This window comes from Streptomyces sp. NPDC018031, assembly GCF_044327625.1.
GTDB lineage: Bacteria > Actinomycetota > Actinomycetes > Streptomycetales > Streptomycetaceae > Streptomyces.
The window spans coordinates 219,862-239,912 of record NZ_JBIRFT010000006.1 but is presented as its reverse complement, the minus strand read 5'-3'; the positions used below and the strand labels follow the sequence as shown (position 1 = coordinate 239,912).

General features: G+C 70.4%; 17 protein-coding genes. 11 read left to right on the top strand and 6 right to left on the bottom strand.

Going from position 1 to position 20,051, the window contains the following annotated elements:
* Positions 1–17 precede the first annotated feature (17 nt).
* Positions 18–860, top strand: a complete 843-nt coding sequence (locus ACH4B3_RS17435) for a hypothetical protein (RefSeq protein ID WP_398463716.1) — start codon at positions 18–20, stop codon at positions 858–860.
* Between the two features lie 176 nt (positions 861–1,036).
* On the opposite strand, the gene ACH4B3_RS17430 is transcribed toward ACH4B3_RS17435, so the two are convergent.
* On the bottom strand, positions 1,037–1,687 hold the full coding sequence (locus ACH4B3_RS17430) for a hypothetical protein (RefSeq protein ID WP_398463715.1): 651 nt from the start codon (positions 1,685–1,687) through the stop codon (positions 1,037–1,039).
* A 72-nt stretch (positions 1,688–1,759) separates the two neighbouring features.
* A complete protein-coding gene (locus tag ACH4B3_RS17425; protein ID WP_398463714.1) occupies positions 1,760–3,193 on the bottom strand; it encodes a PE-PGRS family protein in 1,434 nt (477 codons plus the stop codon).
* A gap of 271 nt (positions 3,194–3,464) precedes the next feature.
* Here ACH4B3_RS17425 and ACH4B3_RS17420 point away from each other — a divergent pair, with 271 nt between their 5' ends.
* The gene (locus ACH4B3_RS17420) at positions 3,465–7,931 is read left to right on the top strand and encodes an FtsK/SpoIIIE domain-containing protein (RefSeq protein ID WP_398463713.1); all 4,467 of its coding nucleotides are present in this window, start codon (positions 3,465–3,467) and stop codon (positions 7,929–7,931) included.
* A gap of 100 nt (positions 7,932–8,031) precedes the next feature.
* Here the strand turns inward: ACH4B3_RS17420 and ACH4B3_RS17415 are convergent, their stop codons facing one another.
* On the bottom strand, positions 8,032–8,301 hold the full coding sequence (locus ACH4B3_RS17415; RefSeq protein ID WP_398463712.1) for a WXG100 family type VII secretion target: 270 nt from the start codon (positions 8,299–8,301) through the stop codon (positions 8,032–8,034).
* 451 nt (positions 8,302–8,752) lie between these two features.
* Here ACH4B3_RS17415 and ACH4B3_RS17410 point away from each other — a divergent pair, with 451 nt between their 5' ends.
* The 5 genes from ACH4B3_RS17410 to ACH4B3_RS17390 all read left to right on the top strand — a co-directional run bounded on the left by ACH4B3_RS17410 (position 8,753) and on the right by ACH4B3_RS17390 (position 12,279).
* Positions 8,753–9,667, top strand: a complete 915-nt coding sequence (locus tag ACH4B3_RS17410; protein ID WP_398463711.1) for a hypothetical protein — start codon at positions 8,753–8,755, stop codon at positions 9,665–9,667.
* Between the two features lie 68 nt (positions 9,668–9,735).
* On the top strand, positions 9,736–10,623 hold the full coding sequence (locus tag ACH4B3_RS17405) for a hypothetical protein (protein WP_398463710.1): 888 nt from the start codon (positions 9,736–9,738) through the stop codon (positions 10,621–10,623).
* A 49-nt stretch (positions 10,624–10,672) separates the two neighbouring features.
* Positions 10,673–10,927: a hypothetical protein gene (locus ACH4B3_RS17400; RefSeq protein ID WP_398463709.1), complete on the top strand. Its 255-nt coding sequence runs from the start codon at positions 10,673–10,675 to the stop codon at positions 10,925–10,927.
* Positions 10,928–11,022: 95 nt separating this feature from the next.
* Positions 11,023–11,760, top strand: coding sequence for a hypothetical protein (locus ACH4B3_RS17395; RefSeq protein ID WP_398463708.1), 738 nt, complete (start codon positions 11,023–11,025; stop codon positions 11,758–11,760).
* A 333-nt stretch (positions 11,761–12,093) separates the two neighbouring features.
* Positions 12,094–12,279 (top strand): hypothetical protein, encoded by a 186-nt coding sequence (locus tag ACH4B3_RS17390; protein WP_398463707.1) that lies wholly within the window; start codon positions 12,094–12,096, stop codon positions 12,277–12,279.
* A gap of 181 nt (positions 12,280–12,460) precedes the next feature.
* On the opposite strand, the gene ACH4B3_RS17385 is transcribed toward ACH4B3_RS17390, so the two are convergent.
* The 3 genes from ACH4B3_RS17385 to ACH4B3_RS17375 all read right to left on the bottom strand — a co-directional run bounded on the left by ACH4B3_RS17385 (position 12,461) and on the right by ACH4B3_RS17375 (position 15,193).
* Positions 12,461–13,294, bottom strand: a complete 834-nt coding sequence (locus ACH4B3_RS17385; protein ID WP_398463706.1) for a hypothetical protein — start codon at positions 13,292–13,294, stop codon at positions 12,461–12,463.
* Positions 13,295–13,359: 65 nt separating this feature from the next.
* Positions 13,360–13,935, bottom strand: coding sequence for a hypothetical protein (locus ACH4B3_RS17380; protein WP_398463705.1), 576 nt, complete (start codon positions 13,933–13,935; stop codon positions 13,360–13,362).
* Between the two features lie 46 nt (positions 13,936–13,981).
* On the bottom strand, positions 13,982–15,193 hold the full coding sequence (locus ACH4B3_RS17375; protein ID WP_398463704.1) for a mucin-2: 1,212 nt from the start codon (positions 15,191–15,193) through the stop codon (positions 13,982–13,984).
* Positions 15,194–15,530: 337 nt separating this feature from the next.
* On the opposite strand from ACH4B3_RS17375, the gene ACH4B3_RS17370 reads away from it, so the two are divergent.
* The 4 genes from ACH4B3_RS17370 to ACH4B3_RS17355 all read left to right on the top strand — a co-directional run bounded on the left by ACH4B3_RS17370 (position 15,531) and on the right by ACH4B3_RS17355 (position 20,049).
* The gene (locus ACH4B3_RS17370; protein ID WP_398463703.1) at positions 15,531–16,349 is read left to right on the top strand and encodes a hypothetical protein; all 819 of its coding nucleotides are present in this window, start codon (positions 15,531–15,533) and stop codon (positions 16,347–16,349) included.
* Between the two features lie 757 nt (positions 16,350–17,106).
* Entirely contained in the window at positions 17,107–17,781 is a 675-nt protein-coding gene (locus tag ACH4B3_RS17365; RefSeq protein ID WP_398463702.1) for a hypothetical protein, read from the top strand.
* Between the two features lie 133 nt (positions 17,782–17,914).
* Positions 17,915–18,745, top strand: a complete 831-nt coding sequence (locus ACH4B3_RS17360; RefSeq protein WP_398463701.1) for a hypothetical protein — start codon at positions 17,915–17,917, stop codon at positions 18,743–18,745.
* Positions 18,742–20,049: a CpaF family protein gene (locus ACH4B3_RS17355; protein WP_398463700.1), complete on the top strand. Its 1,308-nt coding sequence runs from the start codon at positions 18,742–18,744 to the stop codon at positions 20,047–20,049. The genes ACH4B3_RS17360 and ACH4B3_RS17355 overlap by 4 nt, the downstream gene beginning before the upstream one ends.
* Positions 20,050–20,051 lie beyond the last annotated feature (2 nt).

Sequence of the window (20,051 nt, the reverse complement as noted above, 5' to 3'; positions counted from 1 at the left end):
GAAGGTCAGAGATTCCCATGCCCTCATATGACAGTGCACGCGACCGGTTCCGACTGGCGGACCGGCACATCGCCGCACTCGGCCACCTGGTGGGAGGCGCACCTTTTCCGGATGACCTGGAGCCGTCCCTGGCCGACCTGCGCCACGCGGGCCTGGTCAGCGCCGACAACCTGATATCGCCATTGCTGTCCGAGCTTCTCGGTGTCCTCGACGCTCCTGTCGTCCTCATCCAGGTGGAAGTCAGCGGTGAGCACGGTTTGCTCAACTCCGGAGTCCTGGTCGGAGCGGAGCGCGTCTTCTCCCACACCGGGTGGCCCGGGGAGGAAGAGTCGGAGTACGTGGCGATCGAACCGGCGATGCTCATGTGGGAGTTGGCCCGCATGGTGAACCTGCGCCGTTCGGAGCCCGTGAACGGCGGTGACCACCTCGACATCGAGACCAGCACCGGCGTGCTCGACGCGGTCTTCGCGGAGCTGGGGCAACTCCCGGCCGAAGACATCGAGCGGGAGGGGGTGGCCAGGGAGCGTGCGCGAGCCACGCTCGCCGAGAAGGGCGGTCTCCAGGAACCGGCACAGTCACTCTTCGCGGACCTGATCACCTCGCTGAAGGCCAGTTGGCGCATCTCGGTCGCGTGGCAGGCGGGTCGGTCCGAGGGGCCATTCCGGGAAGTGCGTGGTCTGGCGGTCTGGGACTGCGGTCCGCACGGCTACTGGCACCGCCGCAGCCCGGCCGAGCCCATCGCGCCGGAACAGCTGAGCCCGGAGACCCCGCTCACCCTGGTCCGGGTGTCCAAGGGAGAGCTGTGGGAGATGATGGCGGACCTGCTTCCCTCCGAGGCGGAGATCACCGACGAGGGGTGATCGTTCGGTGGGTGTCGATGTCCCGAGTGCCGGAGCCGCTGCACGGGCCATCCCGTGGGCCCTGATCATTCGGTCCATGACGGGGCGGGGACCAGAGCCGCCGGGCCGGCTGGAGTCGGTCAGTCCGGTGTCGACGCGCTCCGGGGGGACCGCGAGTGCCACATCGCTCGCGTCCGCTACTGGCCAGGCCACTGAGAGGGCCTGATCATTCGGTCCATGAGGTGGAAGGGGGCGGTGGCCGCCGCGCCGGCCAGGGACAGCAGGTTGGTGTCCACCTGTTCGAAGAGGACGGCGAGGGCCACATCGAGTGCGTCGGCCGTTCCGCTGATGGTGCCGCGGGTGCCGCGGGTGGTGCGCAGGCCCTTGCGGTTCTTGAAGTACTCCATGCGTACGCACACCTGGTCGCGGCGGAGTTCGGCGCCTTCCCGCCGCCCTTTGGGCAGCAGGGAGTAGGTGTAGGAACGGTTCCGGTGCGCGAACCGGAGGGCGCGTTGGGTCTTCTTGGCGCCCAGCAGGTTGAGTTTCAGCGGGACGGCGACGCCGTCCACCGTGAGTTCCGCCTGGTCGAGAGAGGGTAGGTCGCCCCAGACGGCCCGTCCGGTCAGGACGACGGCAGGGACCGCCGCTCCCCGGACTTCCACGCGGGTCCGCTGCGGCCCGCCGTCGCGGCGTCCGACGCCTTCGTGCTCGACGACGACCTCGCCGAGCCCCTCCACGGTGCCACGAAAACCCGACTTCGAGGGCTCGTCGTGCGGGCGGGCGATCTTGTCGTCACCGGGGCACGGCGGGGCGACATAGTGTTCGAGCTCGAAGACGAGACCATCCACGGTGAGATTCTTCCTTCCATGAGCCGTGAGACTGTGGTCGGTACGGCACCGGTCGACGCAGGTGGTCGCCCGTCACCACCAGTTCCGCGGGTCGATCTTTTTCACCACGGCCTCCCCCTTGTCCTTGAGGTAGCCGCCGACCTTCTTCGCGCCGCTCTTGATGCCCTCCCAATTGTCGACGATGGTCGCCCCGGCGTAGACGAGGCCGGTCACGGCAGCCGCTCCGACGAAGACCGGATTGGGATTGATCAGGGCCGCGGTCATGGCGTAGTTGAAGGCTGTGCCCGCGACGTCGGCGGTGTATCCGGCCTTGTCCTTCTTGAACGCGGTAACGGGATTGCCCTGCGAGACGAGGTCGACCGTGCCGTAGGCGGCTCCGAACGCGGAGAGCCCCATGCCGCCCGCCCGCCAGACGCCGGCGGTCTTGCCCGCGGTCGACAGCCCCTTGAGGAAGGGGGAGGAGGCGGCTTCGCCGGCGGGCAGCACGGCGTTGGCGCTCTTCTGCAAGCCCGACGCGTTCTTGTACACGGTCCACAGACTCGCCTGGGCGGCGCGGGGTACCTGGCCGGAGTGCGTCACGCCGCCGTAGATGCGGGCGAGGTCGTCGGAGCCGACGAACGCCTGGGCGTATCCCATCGGGGTGATACCGAAGAGCGTGCGGCCGTTTGCGACGCTGCTGGCACGCACCGCGTCCCAACTGCTGTTGATCGCTGCGCCCGCCTGCCAAGGCAGCATCGGCGCACCGGTGAGACGGGTGCCCAACTGGGTGGCCATCCAGGTGCCCGGAGCGGAGAGGGAGCGGATGGGACCGCCCTTGAGCCAGCCACCGATGGACCGAAGCGCGGGGTTGCTGCTCGCGGCCCACGTCGTGGCCGGGCCTGCGAGCCGACCGGCCTTGGCGGAGTTCTTCAGCCAGGTCACCACGGCAGCGCCTCCGCTGCCGAACCCGACCGCGGCTCCGGCGGTGACACCGCCCCAGGCCGCGACGCCTTCGATGACCTTGATGGCGGTCTCTTCATGGACCTCCAGCCCCGGGAGGCGGGTCAGGGCGTGCCCGGACAGGCGCTTGACCCATTCGTCGAACGACTCCTCCGGGCGCCTGTGGAACTCGTAGGCGGCGGGATCGTCACTGGCCGCGACCGAATTGGCCAGGATCAGCACTTCCCCGCTCGGGACGGTTCCCTTGTAGTTCTTCAGTTCCTCCGGGGTGAAACCCGCCCACAGCAGACCGGCCATGGGATCGCCGTCGTCCAGCCGCGCGATGGCGGCGCGCTTGCGCAGGTCGGGAGCGGTGGTGGTGACCCATGCCCGCAGAGGTTTCAGTGCTGACAACTGGTCGGTCACACCTAGCGTCGTAGCACGTTTGAACGCTTCGTCGAGCCCGTCCCCCAAGCCGCCTTTTCCATCGAGCAGTTTGGCCAACTGCTCCACATCATTCGGGCTGATCTGGCGCCGATCGTCCCCCATGGTTCGGCCCTTCACCGAGCGACACTTGACTTCGATCATAAGGTCGTACCAGGTCTCGAGTGGGTGCCGGCCCGCCTCTTCCGGTGTGCCAGGAGATTCCTCACACCGTGCTGTCGCGAACGGCTGTGGCGTCAACGCCTCAGTTCAGCGGGCGTTCAGTCCGGAGGCGTCGGAGGCTGGCGGCCACGCCACTGTTGCCGCACAAACTCCGCACGCCGGGGTCACTGCCAGGAGATTTCCGGACGGGATAGCCTCACGGGGCTGGTGAGTGTGAGCGGGCCGCAGCCGGTCCGACGGGAGGAATTCAGCCATGCGAGTGCTGGTGACAGCCGTCCGGGAGGGCGCCCAGCCGCAGGATGTGATGGTCACTGCGGATGACTCCGCCACGGCCACCGATGTCGCGGAGGCGGTGGCGACACTCGGCGGCGCCGGGCAGCGGGGCCACGGCCGGCCGACCGCGGTGGTGCTTCCCATCGACGGCAGAGCCGCCGGCGCGCGCACCGGTGGCGGCGCCCGGGAGAGCGTGGCGCCCCGGCTGTGGGTGGACGGGCGCCCCTGCGAACCGCGCGAGCCGGCGGGCTCGGTGCTCCGCGACGGCATGCGGATATCCGTCGACGACGCCATCGGGCCCTATCTGCGCGCGGGCGAGCCCACCGGGCGGTACGAGCTGCGGGTGGCCGGCGGGCCGGGCACCGGCCGGATCATCCGGCTGATGGCCGGAGTGGCCACCATCGGATCCCAGCACCCGGCCACCCTCCAGGTGGCCGACGCGGCCCTGCCGGCCCTGGCCGCGCGGGTCACGGTGAGCGCGGACGGCCGGGTCACCGTCGTCGGGGCCGTCGGAGTCCAGGTGGTCCTGGACGACGAGCCCGTCGAGGGGGAGCGCGAGTGGCCGGTGGGCGTGGTGCTCAGGATGGGCGATTCGCTGTTCGTCCTCGACGAGCCGCAGGAGCCCGACGCCCACCTCGCGCCCACCGGCGAGGGCGGACTCGCCTACAACCGTCCGCCGCGGCTGTCCCCGCAGATCCCCCGGCACCGCCTGGCGGTGCCGGCCCGGCCCGGCAAGGGCGAGGGGCCGCGCTTCGAGATGCTCTCCGCGCTCATCCCGCTCGGCTTCGGCCTGCTCATGTACTACATGACCAAGCAGGTCTTCACCCTGCTGTTCTGTCTCATGTCCCCGCTGATGATCGTGGGCCACTACGTCAGCGAGGCGCGGTACGGGCGCAAGAAGCACCGCAAGTCCATGAAGCAGTACAAGCAGGAGATGGCCGAGCACCAGACGGAGCTGGCCCGGCTCGCCAAGCAGAACCAGCGGGAGCGCCGCGTCGCGAGCCCGGACCCGGCCGAGGTCCTGCTGTTCGCCACCGGCCCGCGCCGGCGGCTGTGGGAGCGGCGGATCACCGACCCGGACGCCATGCAGCTGCGCCTGGGGGTGGCGGATCTGCCCGCCGAGATCGAGCTGGTGATGGCGCGCGGCGGCTACGACGAGGACCCGCCGCCCCCGCCGGTGCTCCCGGACGTGCCGGTCGCGCTGTCCTACCTGGAGCTGGGCACCATCGGTGTGGCGGGGGACCGGGAACGCGTCCTCAGCACGGTGCGCTGGCTCACCGTGCAGGCGGCGGCGCTGCACAGTCCGCGCGACCTGTCCCTGGTGGTGCTGACCGCCGGGACCGAGTCCGGCGAGGCCTGGGACTGGACGCACTGGCTGCCCCACGCCGGCCCGCAGCTGGGCCAGGACTGCCTCGCGCTGCTCGGGTTCGATCCGGAGACCGTCGCCCGCCGGGTCAACGAACTGCTGACCGAGCTGGAGCGCCGCAAGGCGACCAAGGACCAGTTCGGAGGGCCCGCGGCGCTCCGCCCCGACCCCTTCGTGCTCGTCGTCCTGGACGGCGCCCGGCTGCTGCGCCGGATGCCCGGAGTGCCGCAGTTGCTCCAGGAAGGGCCCCGGTACGGGATCTTCGCCCTCTGCCTGGACGAGGACGAGCGGCTGCTCCCCGAGGAGTGCAAGGCGGCGATCTGCTGGACTCCGCAGTCGCCCACCCGGGTCCACCTGCGGGGATCCGGTCTCGAGGCGGTCGGCGAGGTGCTGGCCGACCGGGTGACCTCGGACTGGTGCGAGCTGGTCGCCCGGTCCCTGGCGCCGGTACGGGACGTGAGCCGTGACGACGCCGACAGCGCGCTGCCCACCGCGGCGCGGCTGCTCTCCATGCTGGGCCTGCCGGACCCGACGGGCGTGGACATCGAGCGGATCTGGCGGGCCGGCGGATCGACGACCGAGGCCCCCATCGGCATCGCCGCGGACGGGCCGTTCCAGCTGGACATCCGCCGGGACGGGCCGCACGCCCTCGTCGCCGGTACCACCGGTGCCGGTAAGTCGGAGCTGTTGCAGACGATCATCGCCTCGCTCGCCGTGGTGAACCGCCCCGACGCGCTCAACTACGTCCTCATCGACTACAAGGGCGGCAGCGCCTTCCAGGACTGCGCCCGGCTGCCGCACACCGTCGGCATGGTGAGCGACCTCGACGCGCACCTGACGGAGCGGGCGCTGGCCTCCCTCGCCGCCGAACTGCGGCGCCGCGAGGAGATCCTCTTCGACGCCGGCGCCAAGGACATCGAGGACTACAACGACACGCGCAAGCTCCGTCCGGAGCTGGAACCCATGCCGCGGCTCGTGCTCATCATCGACGAGTTCGCCTCTCTTGTCGCCGAACTGCCCGACTTCATCGCCGGGCTGGTCGACATCGCACGTCGTGGACGCTCCCTCGGCGTCCACCTGATCCTGGCCACCCAGCGCCCGGCAGGTGTGGTGAGCGCCGACATCCGGGCCAACACCAACCTCCGCATCGCGCTGCGGGTCACCGACGCCACCGAGTCCAACGACGTCATCGACGCCCCGAACTCCGCCGCGATCTCCAAGTCCACCCCGGGCCGGGCGTATGTGCGGTCCGGTGCGCAGTCCCTGGTGGGCGTGCAGTCCGCGCGGATCGGTGGCCGCCGCCCCAGCACCGGGCAGGTCGGCCCCAAGGCGACGCTGGTGCCGCTGGCCGGCTCCTCCTACACCCGTCCCATGCCGCGGGCGGCCGAGGCGGAGGACGACGGCACGATGGTCACCGACCTCGCGGTGCTGGTGGACGCGGTACGCGACGGCTCGGCGCGGATGGGGTTCGGGGAGCCCAGGAGCCCCTGGCTGCCGCCGCTGCCGACCCAGGTGACCCTGGACGAGCTGCCGGATCCCAGCGGCACCGCGGTGGTGGAAGGAGACGTGCACCCGGCGCCGTTCGGCCTCACCGACCTGCCCGCCGAGCAGAGCCGCGCGGCGTTCGCCCTCGACCTGGTCAACGGCGAACACACCATGCTGGTCGGTGGACCGCGCTCGGGCCGCTCCACCGCGCTGCGCACCCTGGCGGGCTCGCTGGTCAGCCGTACCTCCGCCCGTGACGTCCACATCTACGCCATCGACTGCGGCTCCAACGCGCTGCTGCCGCTGACCGGCCTGCCGCACGTCGGCGCGGTGGTGACCCGGGACCAGCCGGACCGGGTGCGCCGCCTGATCGACCGCCTGCTGGTGGAGATCAGCCGGCGGCAGCAGATGCTGGCCATGGAGGGCACCTCCAGCGCCGGCGAGCAGCGTGCGGTGGCGCCGCAGGACGAGCGGCTGCCGTGGATGGTGGTGCTGCTCGACGCGTGGGAGGGCTTCGTCTCGACGTTCGAGAGCTACAACTACGGCCAGTTGATCGAGTCGATGCACCGGATGTTCCGGGAGGGTGCCTCCGTCGGGCTCCGGGTCGTGATGACCGCCGACCGCAGCGGTCTCACCGGCCAGGTCGCCTCGGTCTTCGGCGAGCGCCTGGTGATGCGGCTGCCGGACCCGAGCGACTACGCGACCGCGGGCTTCCATCTGCGGGACGTCCCCAAGGACATGCCGCCGGGACGTGCCCTGCGGGTGACCGATCACGGTGCCGAGGAGACGCAGCTGGGGCTGCTCGTCGCGGACCCGGCGGGTCAGGCCCAGGTGGAGGCGCTGCGGGCGATCGGCCACGCGGCCGTGGAGCGCCGGGAGGTCATCCCCAAGGCGCAGCGGCCGATGCGGGTGGACGCGCTGCCGTCCCGGATCACCATGGCGGAGGCGCTGGCGCTGGACGCCGAGTTCGCCGTGCCGTCCCCGCTGTGGGCGTTGATCGGCGTCGGCGGCGACGAGTTGCAGCCGGTCGGTGTCGACCTGCAGGAGGCCGGACCGGGCTTCGTCATCGCCGGTCCCCCCAAGTCGGGCCGGTCCACGATGCTCATGACGGCCGCGCGGTTCCTGCTGCAGCGCGGCACCCCGGTCGCGATCATCACGCCGCGCCGGTCACCGCTGCGGGACCTGGAGGGCACCGAAGGGGTCCTGGGCGTGCTCGGCGGCGACAGCGACGGCGACGACCTGGAACGCGTGCTGAACAAGGCCGACAAGCCCTATGTGGTCATCGTCGACGACGCCGAACTGCTCTACGACGAGTCGCTGGACGAGCCCCTCGAAGCCGTGCTGCGCAAGGGAATGGACGGCGGTCTGGGGCTCATCGCGGCGGGCGAGACGGAAACGTTCTCCTCGCAGTACCGCGGCTTTGTCACCGAAGCGCGCAAGACCCGCAACGGCATGCTCCTGACGCCGCAGAGTTCCTCCGACGGCGAGGTGTTCAATATCCGGATTCCCGCGAACAGCGGCGGTGCCGGGTCTCCGGGAAGCGGCCTCTTCGTGCGGAGCGGTTCCACCATCCCGATTCAGGGAGTGATGGGCTGAGCGGCCACCACCGACGCGGACAGCATTGAGGCCGGGGCGCCGAACCGAAAGGTTGGCGAACCCGGCCTCGTGTGTTGCGTATCCGGTGCGAGACCTGGAATCAGGTGGCGCGCTCGATGTTGTCGTGGTTCGTCTTCGCGGCCTTGCTGGCGTCGCTGAGCGTCTGCACGAACTTCTCGAACGTGGGCTTCACATTGGCCCACTCGTCACGGAACTTGTTGGCCTTCGGGCCCTTCCAGTAGCCGGTGCTGCTGGTGGTCTCCGTGTTGAGCGTCTTGATGAGCGTCTGGAGCTCCGTCGACTTCTTCTCGAAGTCCTGGTAGAGCTTCTTCAGCTGCTCAAGGCCTGCGCCACGCATGTCGTCACCCATGGCACTCCTCCCCGTACGGTGCAGAAGCAGGCAGTCTTTCCGCCTGCGCTGCACGGACGCTACCGCACCGACCGGCACACGGGTAACGGGAGTCCGCCTCTGTGACGAGCCTGATGCATACGCCAGGCAACCCGGGAAAGCCCTGAGACCGGACGGTCCCGCTGACTATCGTGGGAAGCCGGGGGGCCGGAGGCGGTACCACCGGCTTCGCTCCACCGTGAGCCGGGGAACCGAGCACACCGACTTTCCGGACGTATGGCGAAGTTGGCTCGGAAACTACGCGATAGGTGAGAGTTGAATGTCATTCAGGGGGATGGACGCGACGCAGGCCAGAAATCTGGCCGCCGCGCTCGACGTCTCAGGTGGCGCGCTGGCGATCCAGGGCGGACTGATTCGAGGAATCGTGGCCAAGTGGGGCGGTCAGGCCGGGACCCTGACCAAGTTCCCCTCCATGTCCACCTGGGGTAAGGAGCAGGCCAAGGACATTCGCAGGCGGCTGGGCATATTAGGAGACGACCCCGAGGCCGTCATCATCATGGCTGCCGCCACCGGGACGCTCAAAACCTGGGAGTGGGCGAAGGACGAGGGCAAGAACTTCGCCGAGGAAGTCGCCGAGGGAGCCGAGAGCCTCAGTGACTCCCAGGCGAAGAAGGACGCGCTGGCGCTGGCGAAGACCCTGTCCATCTTCAAAGGGGTCGAGGCGTACCAGCAGCTCCGGGAACGCTGGGTGGCGGCCAAGGGGCTCAGCACCCTGAAGGGCCTGGTGACATTCAGCGAGGCCTTCCGTGACGTCTACAACGCGAAGTTGCGGGACATGGCGATGGCGCGCCGGCTGTACCGCCAGCCCTGGAAGTTCATGTCGGCCGCGGGCGGTGCCATCAAGGGATGGAAGCACGCCGAGGGCCTCTTCAAGCGGTTCCCGAAGCTCGCCCAGGCGGTGGACAAGGTCTTCGGGAGCGCGCCGGGAAAGGGCCTTCTCGACAAGGCACTGGTTCCGCTGTCGTTCGTCACCGGTCTCAAGGAGGCCGTCGCCCCGACCCATGGCGGTGCCCGGGGATGGGTGGACCGGGGCATGGGGCTGGTACAGGCGGGCGGCGCGGCCGGCGTCATGTACGGAATGTGGGGCGGAGCGGCCGCCGCGGCCTCGGCGATTCCGGTGGTCGGCTGGACCGCGCTCGGAATCGCCGGCGCCTATTTCCTGGGGAGCTGGGCCTGGGACAAGTGGGGCGACGACATCAAGGCGGGCGCCAAACAGGCGGTCGACTGGGGCAAGAACAAGGCCAAGGAGACGCTGTCGGGCGCGAAAAGCCTGATAGAGAAACACGTCTCGGTGCCAGGGCCGGTGAAGAAACTGAAGTTCTGGTGACGGCCGCCGTACGCCCCACCGGTCCGCCGGCCGGCCCGAAGAAGCGATCAGTCACAGGATGGAGCGAAATGACGCCCGGAGCAGGCACGGACACCGATGGCACGGAGGCGGAACTCGCCGAGATCCGCGCCATGCTGTCCGAAGGGCTGGCGGAAGCGGGCGGCGGCCACCGCGCCCTGTTACGGCTGACCGACGAGGAACTCGCCGTGATCGACCCGGGTGCGACGGAGGGCGCCCTGGTCCCCTCCCCGCACCTGGCGAACCTTTCGGAAACCGAACGGGAACTGGTGGTGGCCACGGCGCTGAGATCACTCGTCTCCCGTGAGCTGATCGAGGTCGACGACATCGACGAGCTCGAGGAACTCATGCGCCGCCAGGAGGCGGAGCAGGCCGCCGCCGGTGAAGGGGCGAGCCTCCGGCAGCGGACACCGGTGTCGATCCGGATGGCCGACGAGGCGGCCCTGGTGCTGAACCTGCGGCGGCACGCGGAACGGCTGCTCTCCGTGGAGCTGGCCACCAGCGGCGGCGCCTCGCACGCCTGCGTCTATGTGCACGCGGCGGACCTCTTCCTCGTCGAGCGCGTCACCAGCGGCGGGCTGCACCTGTTCACCCTCACCAACGACCGGGAGGCGGCCGCCGGACTGATCCAGGCATCCGTCGATCCGTTCGGGGTGGCGGCCAAGGACGGCAGTCCGCTCCCGCTCGACCCGCACGCCCTCGACCGCGACTCGGTCCCCGCCCCGCTGCGGCGGGTCATCGACGACGCGCTGGTCGTGGGACGCCTGATGCTGCTGGCCGACGAGCCCGGACCGCTGGTCACCACCTACGCCACCGAACGGGAACTGTGGTCCGTGGTAGTGGAGGCCCCGCAGTCGCCGGAAGGCATCGTCGCCCGGGCGCACGGGACCCGGTCCCTCGGCGCCCTCATCAGCCGGCTGCTGGAGCTCCCCCAGTGACGTCCGGCGGTCACCGGCCCGCCGGCCGGGGAACGGAGGACCCGTACCCATGAGCAAGCTGTCGGACTGCGAGAAGGACATCCGCGACCTGAACCGCTACGCCCAGGAGCTGGAGAACGCGCTGGACGCGGTGAAGACCATCCTCACCGACAACACCTGGCGCGGACCTGCGGGCGACCGGTTCCGCGAGGACTGGACCGGGCGGAGCAAGCAGCTGCGCAGCGCCCTGGGCCACGCCAAGGCGGAGATGGAGCGCATCCGGAAGAAGCTGGCGGACGAGGAGAAGAAGGGCGGGAAGGACTAGCCATGGCGAAGACGACGAGAGCGCGGGCCGGCCGCGGGCGCGCCACAGCCGCCGACCCCGGTCACGCTCGGCGAAGCGCTCCGTAGGGGGGACCGATGGCATCGGCAACACTGCAGCGCAGGATCACCGAACTCCTCGGCCACCACCGGCCGGCCGTGGGTGACTGGTGCACGATCGGCAGGATCCCCGAGCCGCCGGCGGACGTCCGCACGGCGGTCGGCGGCGGGCGGCTGCGGCCGGGGATCATCCGGCCGCTGGAAGCGCTCCAGTACGTCTGGGTGCTGCTCGCCCTGGTGGTCGGCCTGGTCGCCGGGCTCATCGAAGTCCTGCTGACCCTCGCCGCGAAGGTGTTCCAGAGCAAGGCGAAGCGCGAGGCGGAGGAGAAGGCACGGCTGAAGCTCGTACGGGAGCAGGAGGAACGCGACGCCGCCATCGCCGAGCACCGGCTCGACCGGGTCTTCGACGGCGACTGGAACGGCACGGCCGGCCGCCTCCTGTTGCAGTGGTACGGCCGGTCCAGCCACCCCGAGCGCCTGGTGATCATGTCGGCCGGCACCCTGGTGCTGGCCGCCCCGCCACGTCGCACCGGCGCCGGCCGGGACCGGAAGGCGCAGGTGATCACCACCTTCACCGGGGACGAGGCGGTGGTGCAGGATCCGCTGCGCGGCCGCTGGAAGACCGGCTTGTTCCGCATCCGCTTCGCCGACGGCTCCTGGCTGGTGCTCACGGCGGAGGAGCCGAGCGGTATCCGCGAATGCGTCATGGTGATCCGCCAGCGTGACGGCGAGAACCCGTCCGGCTTCCCGGTGGACGCCGGCTCCGGCGCACCGTGACCCGGCGCTGATCCGGTCCGGGGCCGGTACCCCGTGACCCCCTGCCGGTACGGGCCGGCCCTCCCCGCGGAGGGCCGGCCTCACCGGCTGCCACGTCCGGCCTCCCGCCGGCGAGGGGGCGCTGGGGCGCCACCGGCGGTGTGCCCCCGTATCTGTGGCGAGCCTGATGCATGCGGCAGGTGGGTGACGGTGTCCGGTGGGCGTACGCTGGCTCGAAGTTGTGTCCGGTCGTCCGTATGACAAGGGGGAAACGGGATGGCGGATCCTGAGATCCAGAACCTGAAGAACCGTGCGACGCAGTTGCGCTCACTCGCGGATCACGTCGACTCACTGGTGTCTTCGCCGAAGACGTACAGCACCAACACCATGAAGAAGTGGGCCGGCCCCAACGCCGACAAGGTGCGCGGGGAACTGAAGACGTGGCACACCAAGTGCACGAGCGTGGCCAAGGCGCTGCGTGACAAGGCCACGGAGTACGACAACGAGGCCACCAAGGCAACCAACAAATCGGACAAGTGACGGGACCGCCCGCCCGCCGGCGTGCCACCGCGGACTGCCGCTGACGGCCCGGCAGTCCGGGGCGGCCGGGCTCACGGGCCCGCCGGGCGCCCGTGGGGCGGATCGGCCGGCGGCGTCCGCGCGCAGGACGAGGGGCGGTGGCTCCGCAAGGACTCCGGAGCCACCGCGGCCGAGCGGGCGGCTACATGCCCGGCGCCAGGTCCTCCTGGTCCGGCAGGAGGTCCGTGAGCTTCTCCCACAGCTCCTTCGGCGTGATCCGGGCCAGCCGCAGCGGGGACTCCGCGGTCACCTCGCCTTCGAGCACCGGCTCCTCCGGGAGTTCCCGGTGCCAGTAGCCGTGCGGGCCGCAGTCCCAGACCGCGATACCGCGCACCTCCATCCCGGCCTGTCCCTCGCGCTCGCTGCGCCAGGCCGCGGTCACCCGCCAGCTGGCACGGAGCCCGACGACCATGTCGGCGAAGAGCGCCAGGTGGGGTTCGGCCGGTCCGCCGGCGGCGGCGATGGCCTGCCGGGCGACGTCGGAGGAGGTGTCGATGTCGTCGAGCGGCAGCTCGGCCAGCGCGGTGAACGCGGCGTCGAGCGCTCCCATGGAGGTGTCGACGGTCGTGATGCCGGTGCCGGAGGCGGGCTCCAGCTCGCGCAGGTTGACCATGCGCGCCAGCGCGGGGACGAGCAGCGCGGGGACCAGCTTGACGTACTCGGACTCCTCGTCGCCGATCCAGCTCTCGTGGGCCAGGATCACGTCCCGGCCGACCACGATTCCGTGGTCGGTCATGCCGAGCGGGCCGGTGATCTCCACCTGGATGACCACCACCGGGTTGCCCAGCGTGTTGATCAGGTCGTCGAGAAGCGCGGAGGGGCGGTCGTCCTCGGTGACGAGGCCCACCTCGCGCAGCTCCTCCAGCGCCTCCGTGAGTTCCTCGGGGACCTGCTCGTCATCGGCCAGGTGACCCAGTACGGAGATGTGCGATTCCGCGAGTCGGCAACGGTCGCGGGATATGTCGAATGAGGGCATCTTCGGTGCTTTCTGAGCGTTGCGTTGAGGATGGAGGGATCGGATGCTCGGGACCGGCCCCGAGGTCAGGAGAGCGTGTACATCACGCGGAACGGACCCCATCGCACCGCTTTGCTGAAGGTGAGATTCCGGGTGTCCACTCCTTCGAGGAGTACCGCCAGCGCGACGTCGACGGCATTCACCGGGCCCGATGCGCGCCCCTCGACCGTGGTGCGTTTCCGCGTCCAGCCGCGGTGCCGGAGCAGAATGCCCGCCTCGGCCCTGCGGAGTTCGAAGTCCTTTCCGGTGCCGACCGCGGTGTAGGTGTACCGGTCGGTCCCGGTGTCGAGGTGCAGGGCGCGGGCACGCCGGGTCAGCGCCCACCAGTTGCGCCGCAGGGCCACCGGGCGGCCTTCCACGTCGAGCGTCGCGCTGCCCAGGGACGGCAGGTAGGAGTAGGCACGCCCGGTGAGACCGGCGGTGGGGACGCGCTCGCCGCGCACCTCCGCCCGGAACAGGTCGGTGTCGTCGTCCCGGACCACCGGGTACTCCACCTCCACCTGCCCGAACGGGCCGGCCTCACCCCGCAGGCCGAAGCGGTGGAACGTGCGGCTGCCCGTCCGTACCTCGAACGGCTGGAGCGTGAACGTGAAGCTCGTCATCGTGCTTCCTCCTGGCCCGTCGTCCTGCCGGGCCGGTTCCCGGGCGTCAATCGAACGGATTGAGCGCGCTGCCGAGTTTCTTCGCCTTGTCGCCGACCCAGTCCTTGGCTTTCTTGGCACCTTCTTTGATCTTCGGCCAGTTGTCGACGATGATCGCCCCGCCGTACACGGCGCCGGTGATGATGGTGGCACCGATGGTGATGGGGTTCGGGGCGATCATGGCCGCGGTGAGCGAGGCGTTGAACGCCACTCCCGACACGTCCTTGACGTAGCCGGCCTTGTCCCGCTTGAAGGCTTCGACGGGGTTGCCCTGGGCCCACAGGTCGGCCACTCCCAGACCGGTGGCCGCGATGCTGCCGCCGATACCGGCGAACCGCCAGAACCCGGCCGTCTTCCCGGCCGCGCTCAGGCCGGTTCGCAGCGCGGCGAACTTCGAGGGGTTCGCAGCCATGCTGCGGGTTCCCGCTTTCCAGCCCACCTTCGCCAGGTTCGCCTGGTAACCGTGGTAGACACGCGGCGCGCCGGCCCGCGGATTGAAGAACTGGGCCCACTTGCTGCTGCCGGCGAAGAAACGCCCGTTGGACAACCGCGCCATCTCGTCGGACCCGGCCATGAACTTCACGAAGGGCGCGGGTATGCGGCCGGTGACCGATGCGGCCCGCGGGTTGGTCAGCAGCCGCGCCATCAGCGTGCCCGGTGCGTTGATGGGCTTGCCCTTGAAGTGCTTGTAGATTTTCCACGGGCCGGAGAGCGTGTACTTCGCCGCCCGGAAGAACGCCGCGGTGTCGGCGACGCCGTTGATGTAGGTGGTGACGGCGGCGCCGAGCTTCTCGTTGCCGGTCACCTTTCCGACGGCTTCACCCTGAATGCGCGCCAGGTAGTCGCCCCACGCCTCGTACGGCTGCCGCTTCGCCCAGTCGAAGTCGGGGTCCCCACTGGTGGCCGCCGCGTTGACCAGCATGAGGGTGTCGGGGTCGAGCTTTCCCTCCTGGCCCTTCATCTCCTCCTTGGTGAAGCCCGCCCACTGCATGCCACCCCAGGGGTCCCCGGCGTCCGCCCGCGCGATGCCCGCGCGGCTGCGCAGGTCGGGTGCGGTGTCCGCGACCCAGGTGGACATCGGTTTGATGGGCGTCAGCTTGTCGCTGACGCCGAGCGACTGCGCTCTGGTGAACGCTTCACGTAGCTTGTCGCCGAGCCCGCCCTTGCCGTCCAGTAGTTTGGCGAGCTGCTCCAGATCCTTCGGGCTGACCATGCGCATGAGGTGCTCCTCTGGTATCCCCGTTCCGCCGCTGCGGCGTTATCAGAGTCGGCTGATGGTACGTGGACGGCAGCAGCACTGGGAATTCAGCCAGAGTGACCAATACTCAGCTGTTACGAAGTCCGGGCACCCCGCGCACGGACGGCGCCGCCGGGCCCGGGTCTGCTGAACGGTCCGGTGTTCGCGGGCACCACCGGCCGCTCGTATCGTTACCGGCGGACCACCCGCCGGACAGAACCACGGACCGCCCGTCCGCGTGAAGTGATGAGGCACCCCGGTTCGTTCACCGGGCGAAACACGCAGGCCTGACGATTGCCGAGAAAGGGACGATGAGCACATGGGGGTACGGGACAGGTTCCAGAGGATCGGGGGCGCGGTCACCTCGGCTGCCGCCGCGGGCAGGGACATGGTGAACCGCGGCACCGAGGCAAGCCGATCCGGTGCCGCGGCGTCCGGTGACTGGGTGCTCGGCGTGCTCGCCGCACTGCCCGCACCCTCCTCCCCGGCAACCGAGGAGTGGGAGTTCTCGCTGGGCGCCCTGGCCTGCCGTCACCCGCGGGTCCCGGCCGTGACCGCCAAGGCCCTGCGCTCGCTGGACGGGATCGGCGCACTGCGCTTCGGCCCGGAGTCGGTCGGCTTCGACGGCGAGGACATCCCCTGGGACAAGGTCGTCCGACTCCAGTTGCACAACGCCTTCACCGCGATGACGACGGACGCCCTGGACGCCGAGATCGACCGCATCCGGGAACTCCTCCCGCCCATACCGGGGCGCAAATGGGCGGTGACGAAGGTGGTGGAAGGACTCGCCTCGGTGGTGCTCGCCTCCCTGGAGAAGGCGGCTGACCAGCGCCTGGACTCCGTCAACGTCGGCTGCGAGATCGTGTACCGGGGGGCACTGGGCCGGGAGAAGACCCTGCGCGCCAACCTCTTCCCCACCGCGCTCCTGGCCCACCAGCTCGACGTCGCCCACAGCCTGGTCGTCACCGCCCAGGCCAAGGGCGTGCCGGTGGTGCCGCCGGACCCGAACGCCCTCCAGGTGAAGACCGCCGAACGGGTGCGGGCGCTGCGCGAGCGCACCGACACGGTGGCGGCCCAGCTGGAGGCCGAGGAGCGGGCCGAGGCCGACTCCCCGGACGGCGCGCAGCCCGCCCGGTGACCGGCACGGGCGGCGCGCGGCCCCGCCGGCGTCGCCCGTCGCCCCCCTCGGCCCACCGGAGACACCCTGGCTTCCTCGTCGAGGTCGCCGGCCTCGCCGGGATTCCTCTCAATGAAGCGGCCTTTTGGGGCGTTGCTTCGAAATGCGTGCCGCCGGCGAATGCGCTGTTCGCCGGGCACGCCGCTTCCTCGTTGTGCCGTGGGCCCGCATCCGTTTTTCCGATACCTGTTTCCGGATTCGCGAAAGAGTAATTCGGGCTCTTGGTGGGTCGGTCTTCGGTCGGCCGGCGCATCCATGCCCGGCGTGGGTGCGGGAGAGCTCATATGCGTCTCTTCCGGGCTCCGTCGGTGACTGCCTGGTCGCCGGGGTCCGGGCCGTCCCCGCCTGCCGTCAGGTCCGTTGCGGCTTGTCAGCGGGGCTGCCGCACCGGCAGGGATGCCGGTGGGGCTTTCCAACTTCCGTGCGCATCAAGCGCGTTCGGATATCGGCCCGGCCGTTGGTGGCGCGCATACATGATGGTTGCACGCTAATGACACGGCCGTTACCGAACGCGCCTTGAGGCCCATATGGGTGGCTGATACGGTGCGAGGACTTGACAGTCCTCAGGCCACCGACATAGACGCGCATGGAAGCGTGAGCGGGCCTGCAGCGGGGCAAATCCCTGAATTCGGACATAACTTGCGGGAGCGTTGGCGTGAAGATCCAGGAGCGCACGGGGGCGGCGCACGGCAGGGGGAGTTCGGCGCCGGCTCAACCGATGGGGGAGAGGCTGCCTTCCGCGCCTCGGGAGCGCAAGCCGGCGCTCGCCGCGCTGGCGGTGCTGCTGATCCTCGTCGGTGCGCTGGGCGCGACCGTGCTGGTGCTGCGCGCCGGTGACCGTATCGAGGTAGTGAAGATCACCGCCAAGGTGACCGCCGGGAAGCAGATCACGGAGCAGCAGATGACCTCCGTGCTGGTCGCGGAGGACTCCGGGATCGACTACGTGAAGTGGGAGCAGCGCAAGGCGGCGACCTCGAAGTACCGGGCCGCCACCGACATCCCCGAGGGCTCGCTGCTGGTCGGCCAGATGCTGACGAACGACGCGAACGGCGGCCTGCCGGACGGCAAGGTCCTGGTCGGTCTCTCGCTCAAGGCCGGGCAGTACCCGTCGGACCTGGAGGCGGGCGACGTGGTCGCGGCCTACCACGTGGGCGACAAGGACCAGCGGGGCTCCTCGGGCGACTCCGGTTCCGCGGGCGACCCGCCGTCGTCGAGCACGCCTCTGGTGACCCGGGCGAAGGTGGTGAAGGCCACCAAGGACAGCGGCGGCCAGTTCGCGAGCAGTGACCTGCCGGTGTCGATCCTGGTCGACCAGGCGCAGGCCGGTCCGGTGATCCGGTACGCCTCCGCCGGTGAGGTCGCGCTCGCCAAGGTCCCCCCGACAGAGGGCTGAGCGCCCGGCACTCAGCCGCGTATCGGTCGCCCAGCCGGCCCGGTCGTTCCACCGACCGTGCCGCCGGGCTCCGGACCGGTCGGCCGACCGTCCGGATCGGGTAGTTCAGAGGGACACGAGGACACGTAACGACATGGCGCTTATCGCTCTCGCCGCCGACAAGGGTTCGCCCGGTGTCACCACCACCGCCGTCGCGATCTCCGCCGTCTGGCCGCGGCGCGTGCTGCTGGCCGAGGCGGACCCGGCCGGCGGGGACCTGGTGTACCGGAGCGCCGCGGCGCACGGTGGGCCGCTGGACCCCAACACGGGGATGCTCTCGCTCGCCGCCACCGCCCGGCGCGGGCTCGCCGCCGAGCAGTTGTGGGACCACGCGCAGCCGATGTCCGGCGGCCTGGAGGTGCTGGTGGGGCTGAGCACGTCGGAGCAGTCGGCGGGGCTCGCCGGGCTGTGGCCGACGGTCGGGCACGCCTTCGCGGGGCTGGCGCACACCGCCCAGGGGGCCGCGGACGTGATCGCGGACTGCGGGCGGATCGGTGCCGACTCGGCCGTGGTGGAGATGTTCCCGCAGGCGTCGCTGGTGCTGCTGGTGTCGCGCACCGAGCCGGAGAACCTCGCCCGGATCCGGGACCGGGCGGCCGCGCTGTCCGGGCGGCTGCACGGCGGCCAGCGCGGAGCCGCGCAGCTGGGCACCCCGCTGATCGGGGTGCTGCTGATCGCCGAGTCGGGTGCCGGCGCCAAGCTCGCCGGGCAGGTCAACGACATGCTGGTGGCCTCCCAGTGCGGGGCGCGGGTGGTCGGTGTGATGGCGCACGACCCGGCCGGCGCGGACCAGCTGAACGGGCGCCGGCGGGGACGGCTGGACAAGTCGCTGCTGATCCGCTCGGCCCGCAAGGTCGTCGGGGACCTCCACCAGAGTTACGGTGCCGCGTGGGCGCAGCCCGGGGCGCCGGGGGCGTACCGATGAGCGCTGTCGACCACCAGCTCGTCAAGCGGTTCCGGCAGGACGCCGGTGACCGCATCGCGGAGCAGCGGCGGCTCGACCAGGCGTCGGGTGCGACGCCGATGTCCACCGAGGACGAGCGGCAGTACGCGCGGGCGGTGATCGCCCAGATACTGGAGGAGTACGCCCGCCAGGAGATCAACCTCGGGCGTACGCCGCTGGACGCGGAGACCGAGGAGCAGTACGCGGCGGCCGTGCACGCGGCGCTGTTCGGCGTCGGCCGGCTCCAGCCGCTGCTGGACGACCCCGACGTCGAGAACATCGACATCAACGGCTGCGACCAGGTGTTCGTGGGCTACTCCGACGGCCGTGAGGTGCGCGGCGAGCCGGTGGCGGAGACCGACGAGGAGCTGGTCGAGCTCATCCAGGTGCTGGGCGCGTACTCCGGTCTGTCCTCGCGTCCCTTCGACTCGGCCAACCCGCAGCTGGACCTCCGGCTGCCGGACGGCTCCCGGCTCTCGGCCGTGATGGACGTGACCCGGCGGCCGGCGCTGTCCATCCGACGCGCCCGGCTGGGCAAGGTCTTCATGGCGGACCTGGTGCGCAACGGCACCCTCACGCCGGAGCTGGGCAACTTCCTGGCCTGCGCGGTCCGGGCCCGCAAGAACATCATGATCGCGGGGGCGACCAACGCCGGCAAGACGACGCTGCTGCGCGCGCTGGCGAACGAGATCCCGCCCAACGAGCGTCTGATCACCGTGGAGCGGGCGCTGGAGCTGGGGCTGGACCAGTTCCCGGACCTCCACCCCAACGTGGTGGCCTTCGAGGAGCGGCTGCCGAACTCCGAGGGCCAGGGCCAGATATCCATGGCCGAGCTGGTCCGCCGGTCGCTGCGTATGAACCCCTCGCGGGTCATCGTCGGTGAGGTGCTGGGTGACGAGATCGTGACGATGCTCAACGCGATGTCGCAGGGCAACGACGGCTCGCTGTCCACCATCCACGCCAACAGCTCCAGCGAGGTGTTCAACCGTATTTCCACCTACGCGCTGCAGGCCAGCGAGCGGCTGCCGATCGAGGCGAGCCAGATGCTGGTGGCGGGCGCGGTGAACTTCGTGGTCTTCGTCGAACGCCGCAACGACTATCTGCAGGGCGGCCGGCTCCAGCGCGTGGTCACCTCCATACGGGAGGTCAACGGTGTGGACGGCCGGGTGCTGTCCAGCGAGGTGTTCACCGAGGCCGCGGACGGCCGGGTGGTGCCGCACGCACCGATCACCTGCATCGACGAGCTGACGGCGTTCGGCTACCGCCCGAGCGGAACCTGGGGGTGAGG

Coding starts and splice junctions, on each gene's coding strand:
- ACH4B3_RS17435 (WP_398463716.1), top strand. CDS start 18: ATGCCCTCATATGACAGTGCACGCGACCGGTTCCGACTGGCGGACCGG.
- ACH4B3_RS17425 (WP_398463714.1), bottom strand. CDS start 3,193: ATGATCGAAGTCAAGTGTCGCTCGGTGAAGGGCCGAACCATGGGGGAC.
- ACH4B3_RS17420 (WP_398463713.1), top strand. CDS start 3,465: ATGCGAGTGCTGGTGACAGCCGTCCGGGAGGGCGCCCAGCCGCAGGAT.
- ACH4B3_RS17415 (WP_398463712.1), bottom strand. CDS start 8,301: ATGGGTGACGACATGCGTGGCGCAGGCCTTGAGCAGCTGAAGAAGCTC.
- ACH4B3_RS17410 (WP_398463711.1), top strand. CDS start 8,753: ATGTCCACCTGGGGTAAGGAGCAGGCCAAGGACATTCGCAGGCGGCTG.
- ACH4B3_RS17405 (WP_398463710.1), top strand. CDS start 9,736: ATGACGCCCGGAGCAGGCACGGACACCGATGGCACGGAGGCGGAACTC.
- ACH4B3_RS17400 (WP_398463709.1), top strand. CDS start 10,673: ATGAGCAAGCTGTCGGACTGCGAGAAGGACATCCGCGACCTGAACCGC.
- ACH4B3_RS17395 (WP_398463708.1), top strand. CDS start 11,023: ATGGCATCGGCAACACTGCAGCGCAGGATCACCGAACTCCTCGGCCAC.
- ACH4B3_RS17385 (WP_398463706.1), bottom strand. CDS start 13,294: ATGCCCTCATTCGACATATCCCGCGACCGTTGCCGACTCGCGGAATCG.
- ACH4B3_RS17380 (WP_398463705.1), bottom strand. CDS start 13,935: ATGACGAGCTTCACGTTCACGCTCCAGCCGTTCGAGGTACGGACGGGC.
- ACH4B3_RS17375 (WP_398463704.1), bottom strand. CDS start 15,193: ATGCGCATGGTCAGCCCGAAGGATCTGGAGCAGCTCGCCAAACTACTG.
- ACH4B3_RS17370 (WP_398463703.1), top strand. CDS start 15,531: ATGGGGGTACGGGACAGGTTCCAGAGGATCGGGGGCGCGGTCACCTCG.
- ACH4B3_RS17365 (WP_398463702.1), top strand. CDS start 17,107: ATGGGGGAGAGGCTGCCTTCCGCGCCTCGGGAGCGCAAGCCGGCGCTC.
- ACH4B3_RS17360 (WP_398463701.1), top strand. CDS start 17,915: ATGGCGCTTATCGCTCTCGCCGCCGACAAGGGTTCGCCCGGTGTCACC.
- ACH4B3_RS17355 (WP_398463700.1), top strand. CDS start 18,742: ATGAGCGCTGTCGACCACCAGCTCGTCAAGCGGTTCCGGCAGGACGCC.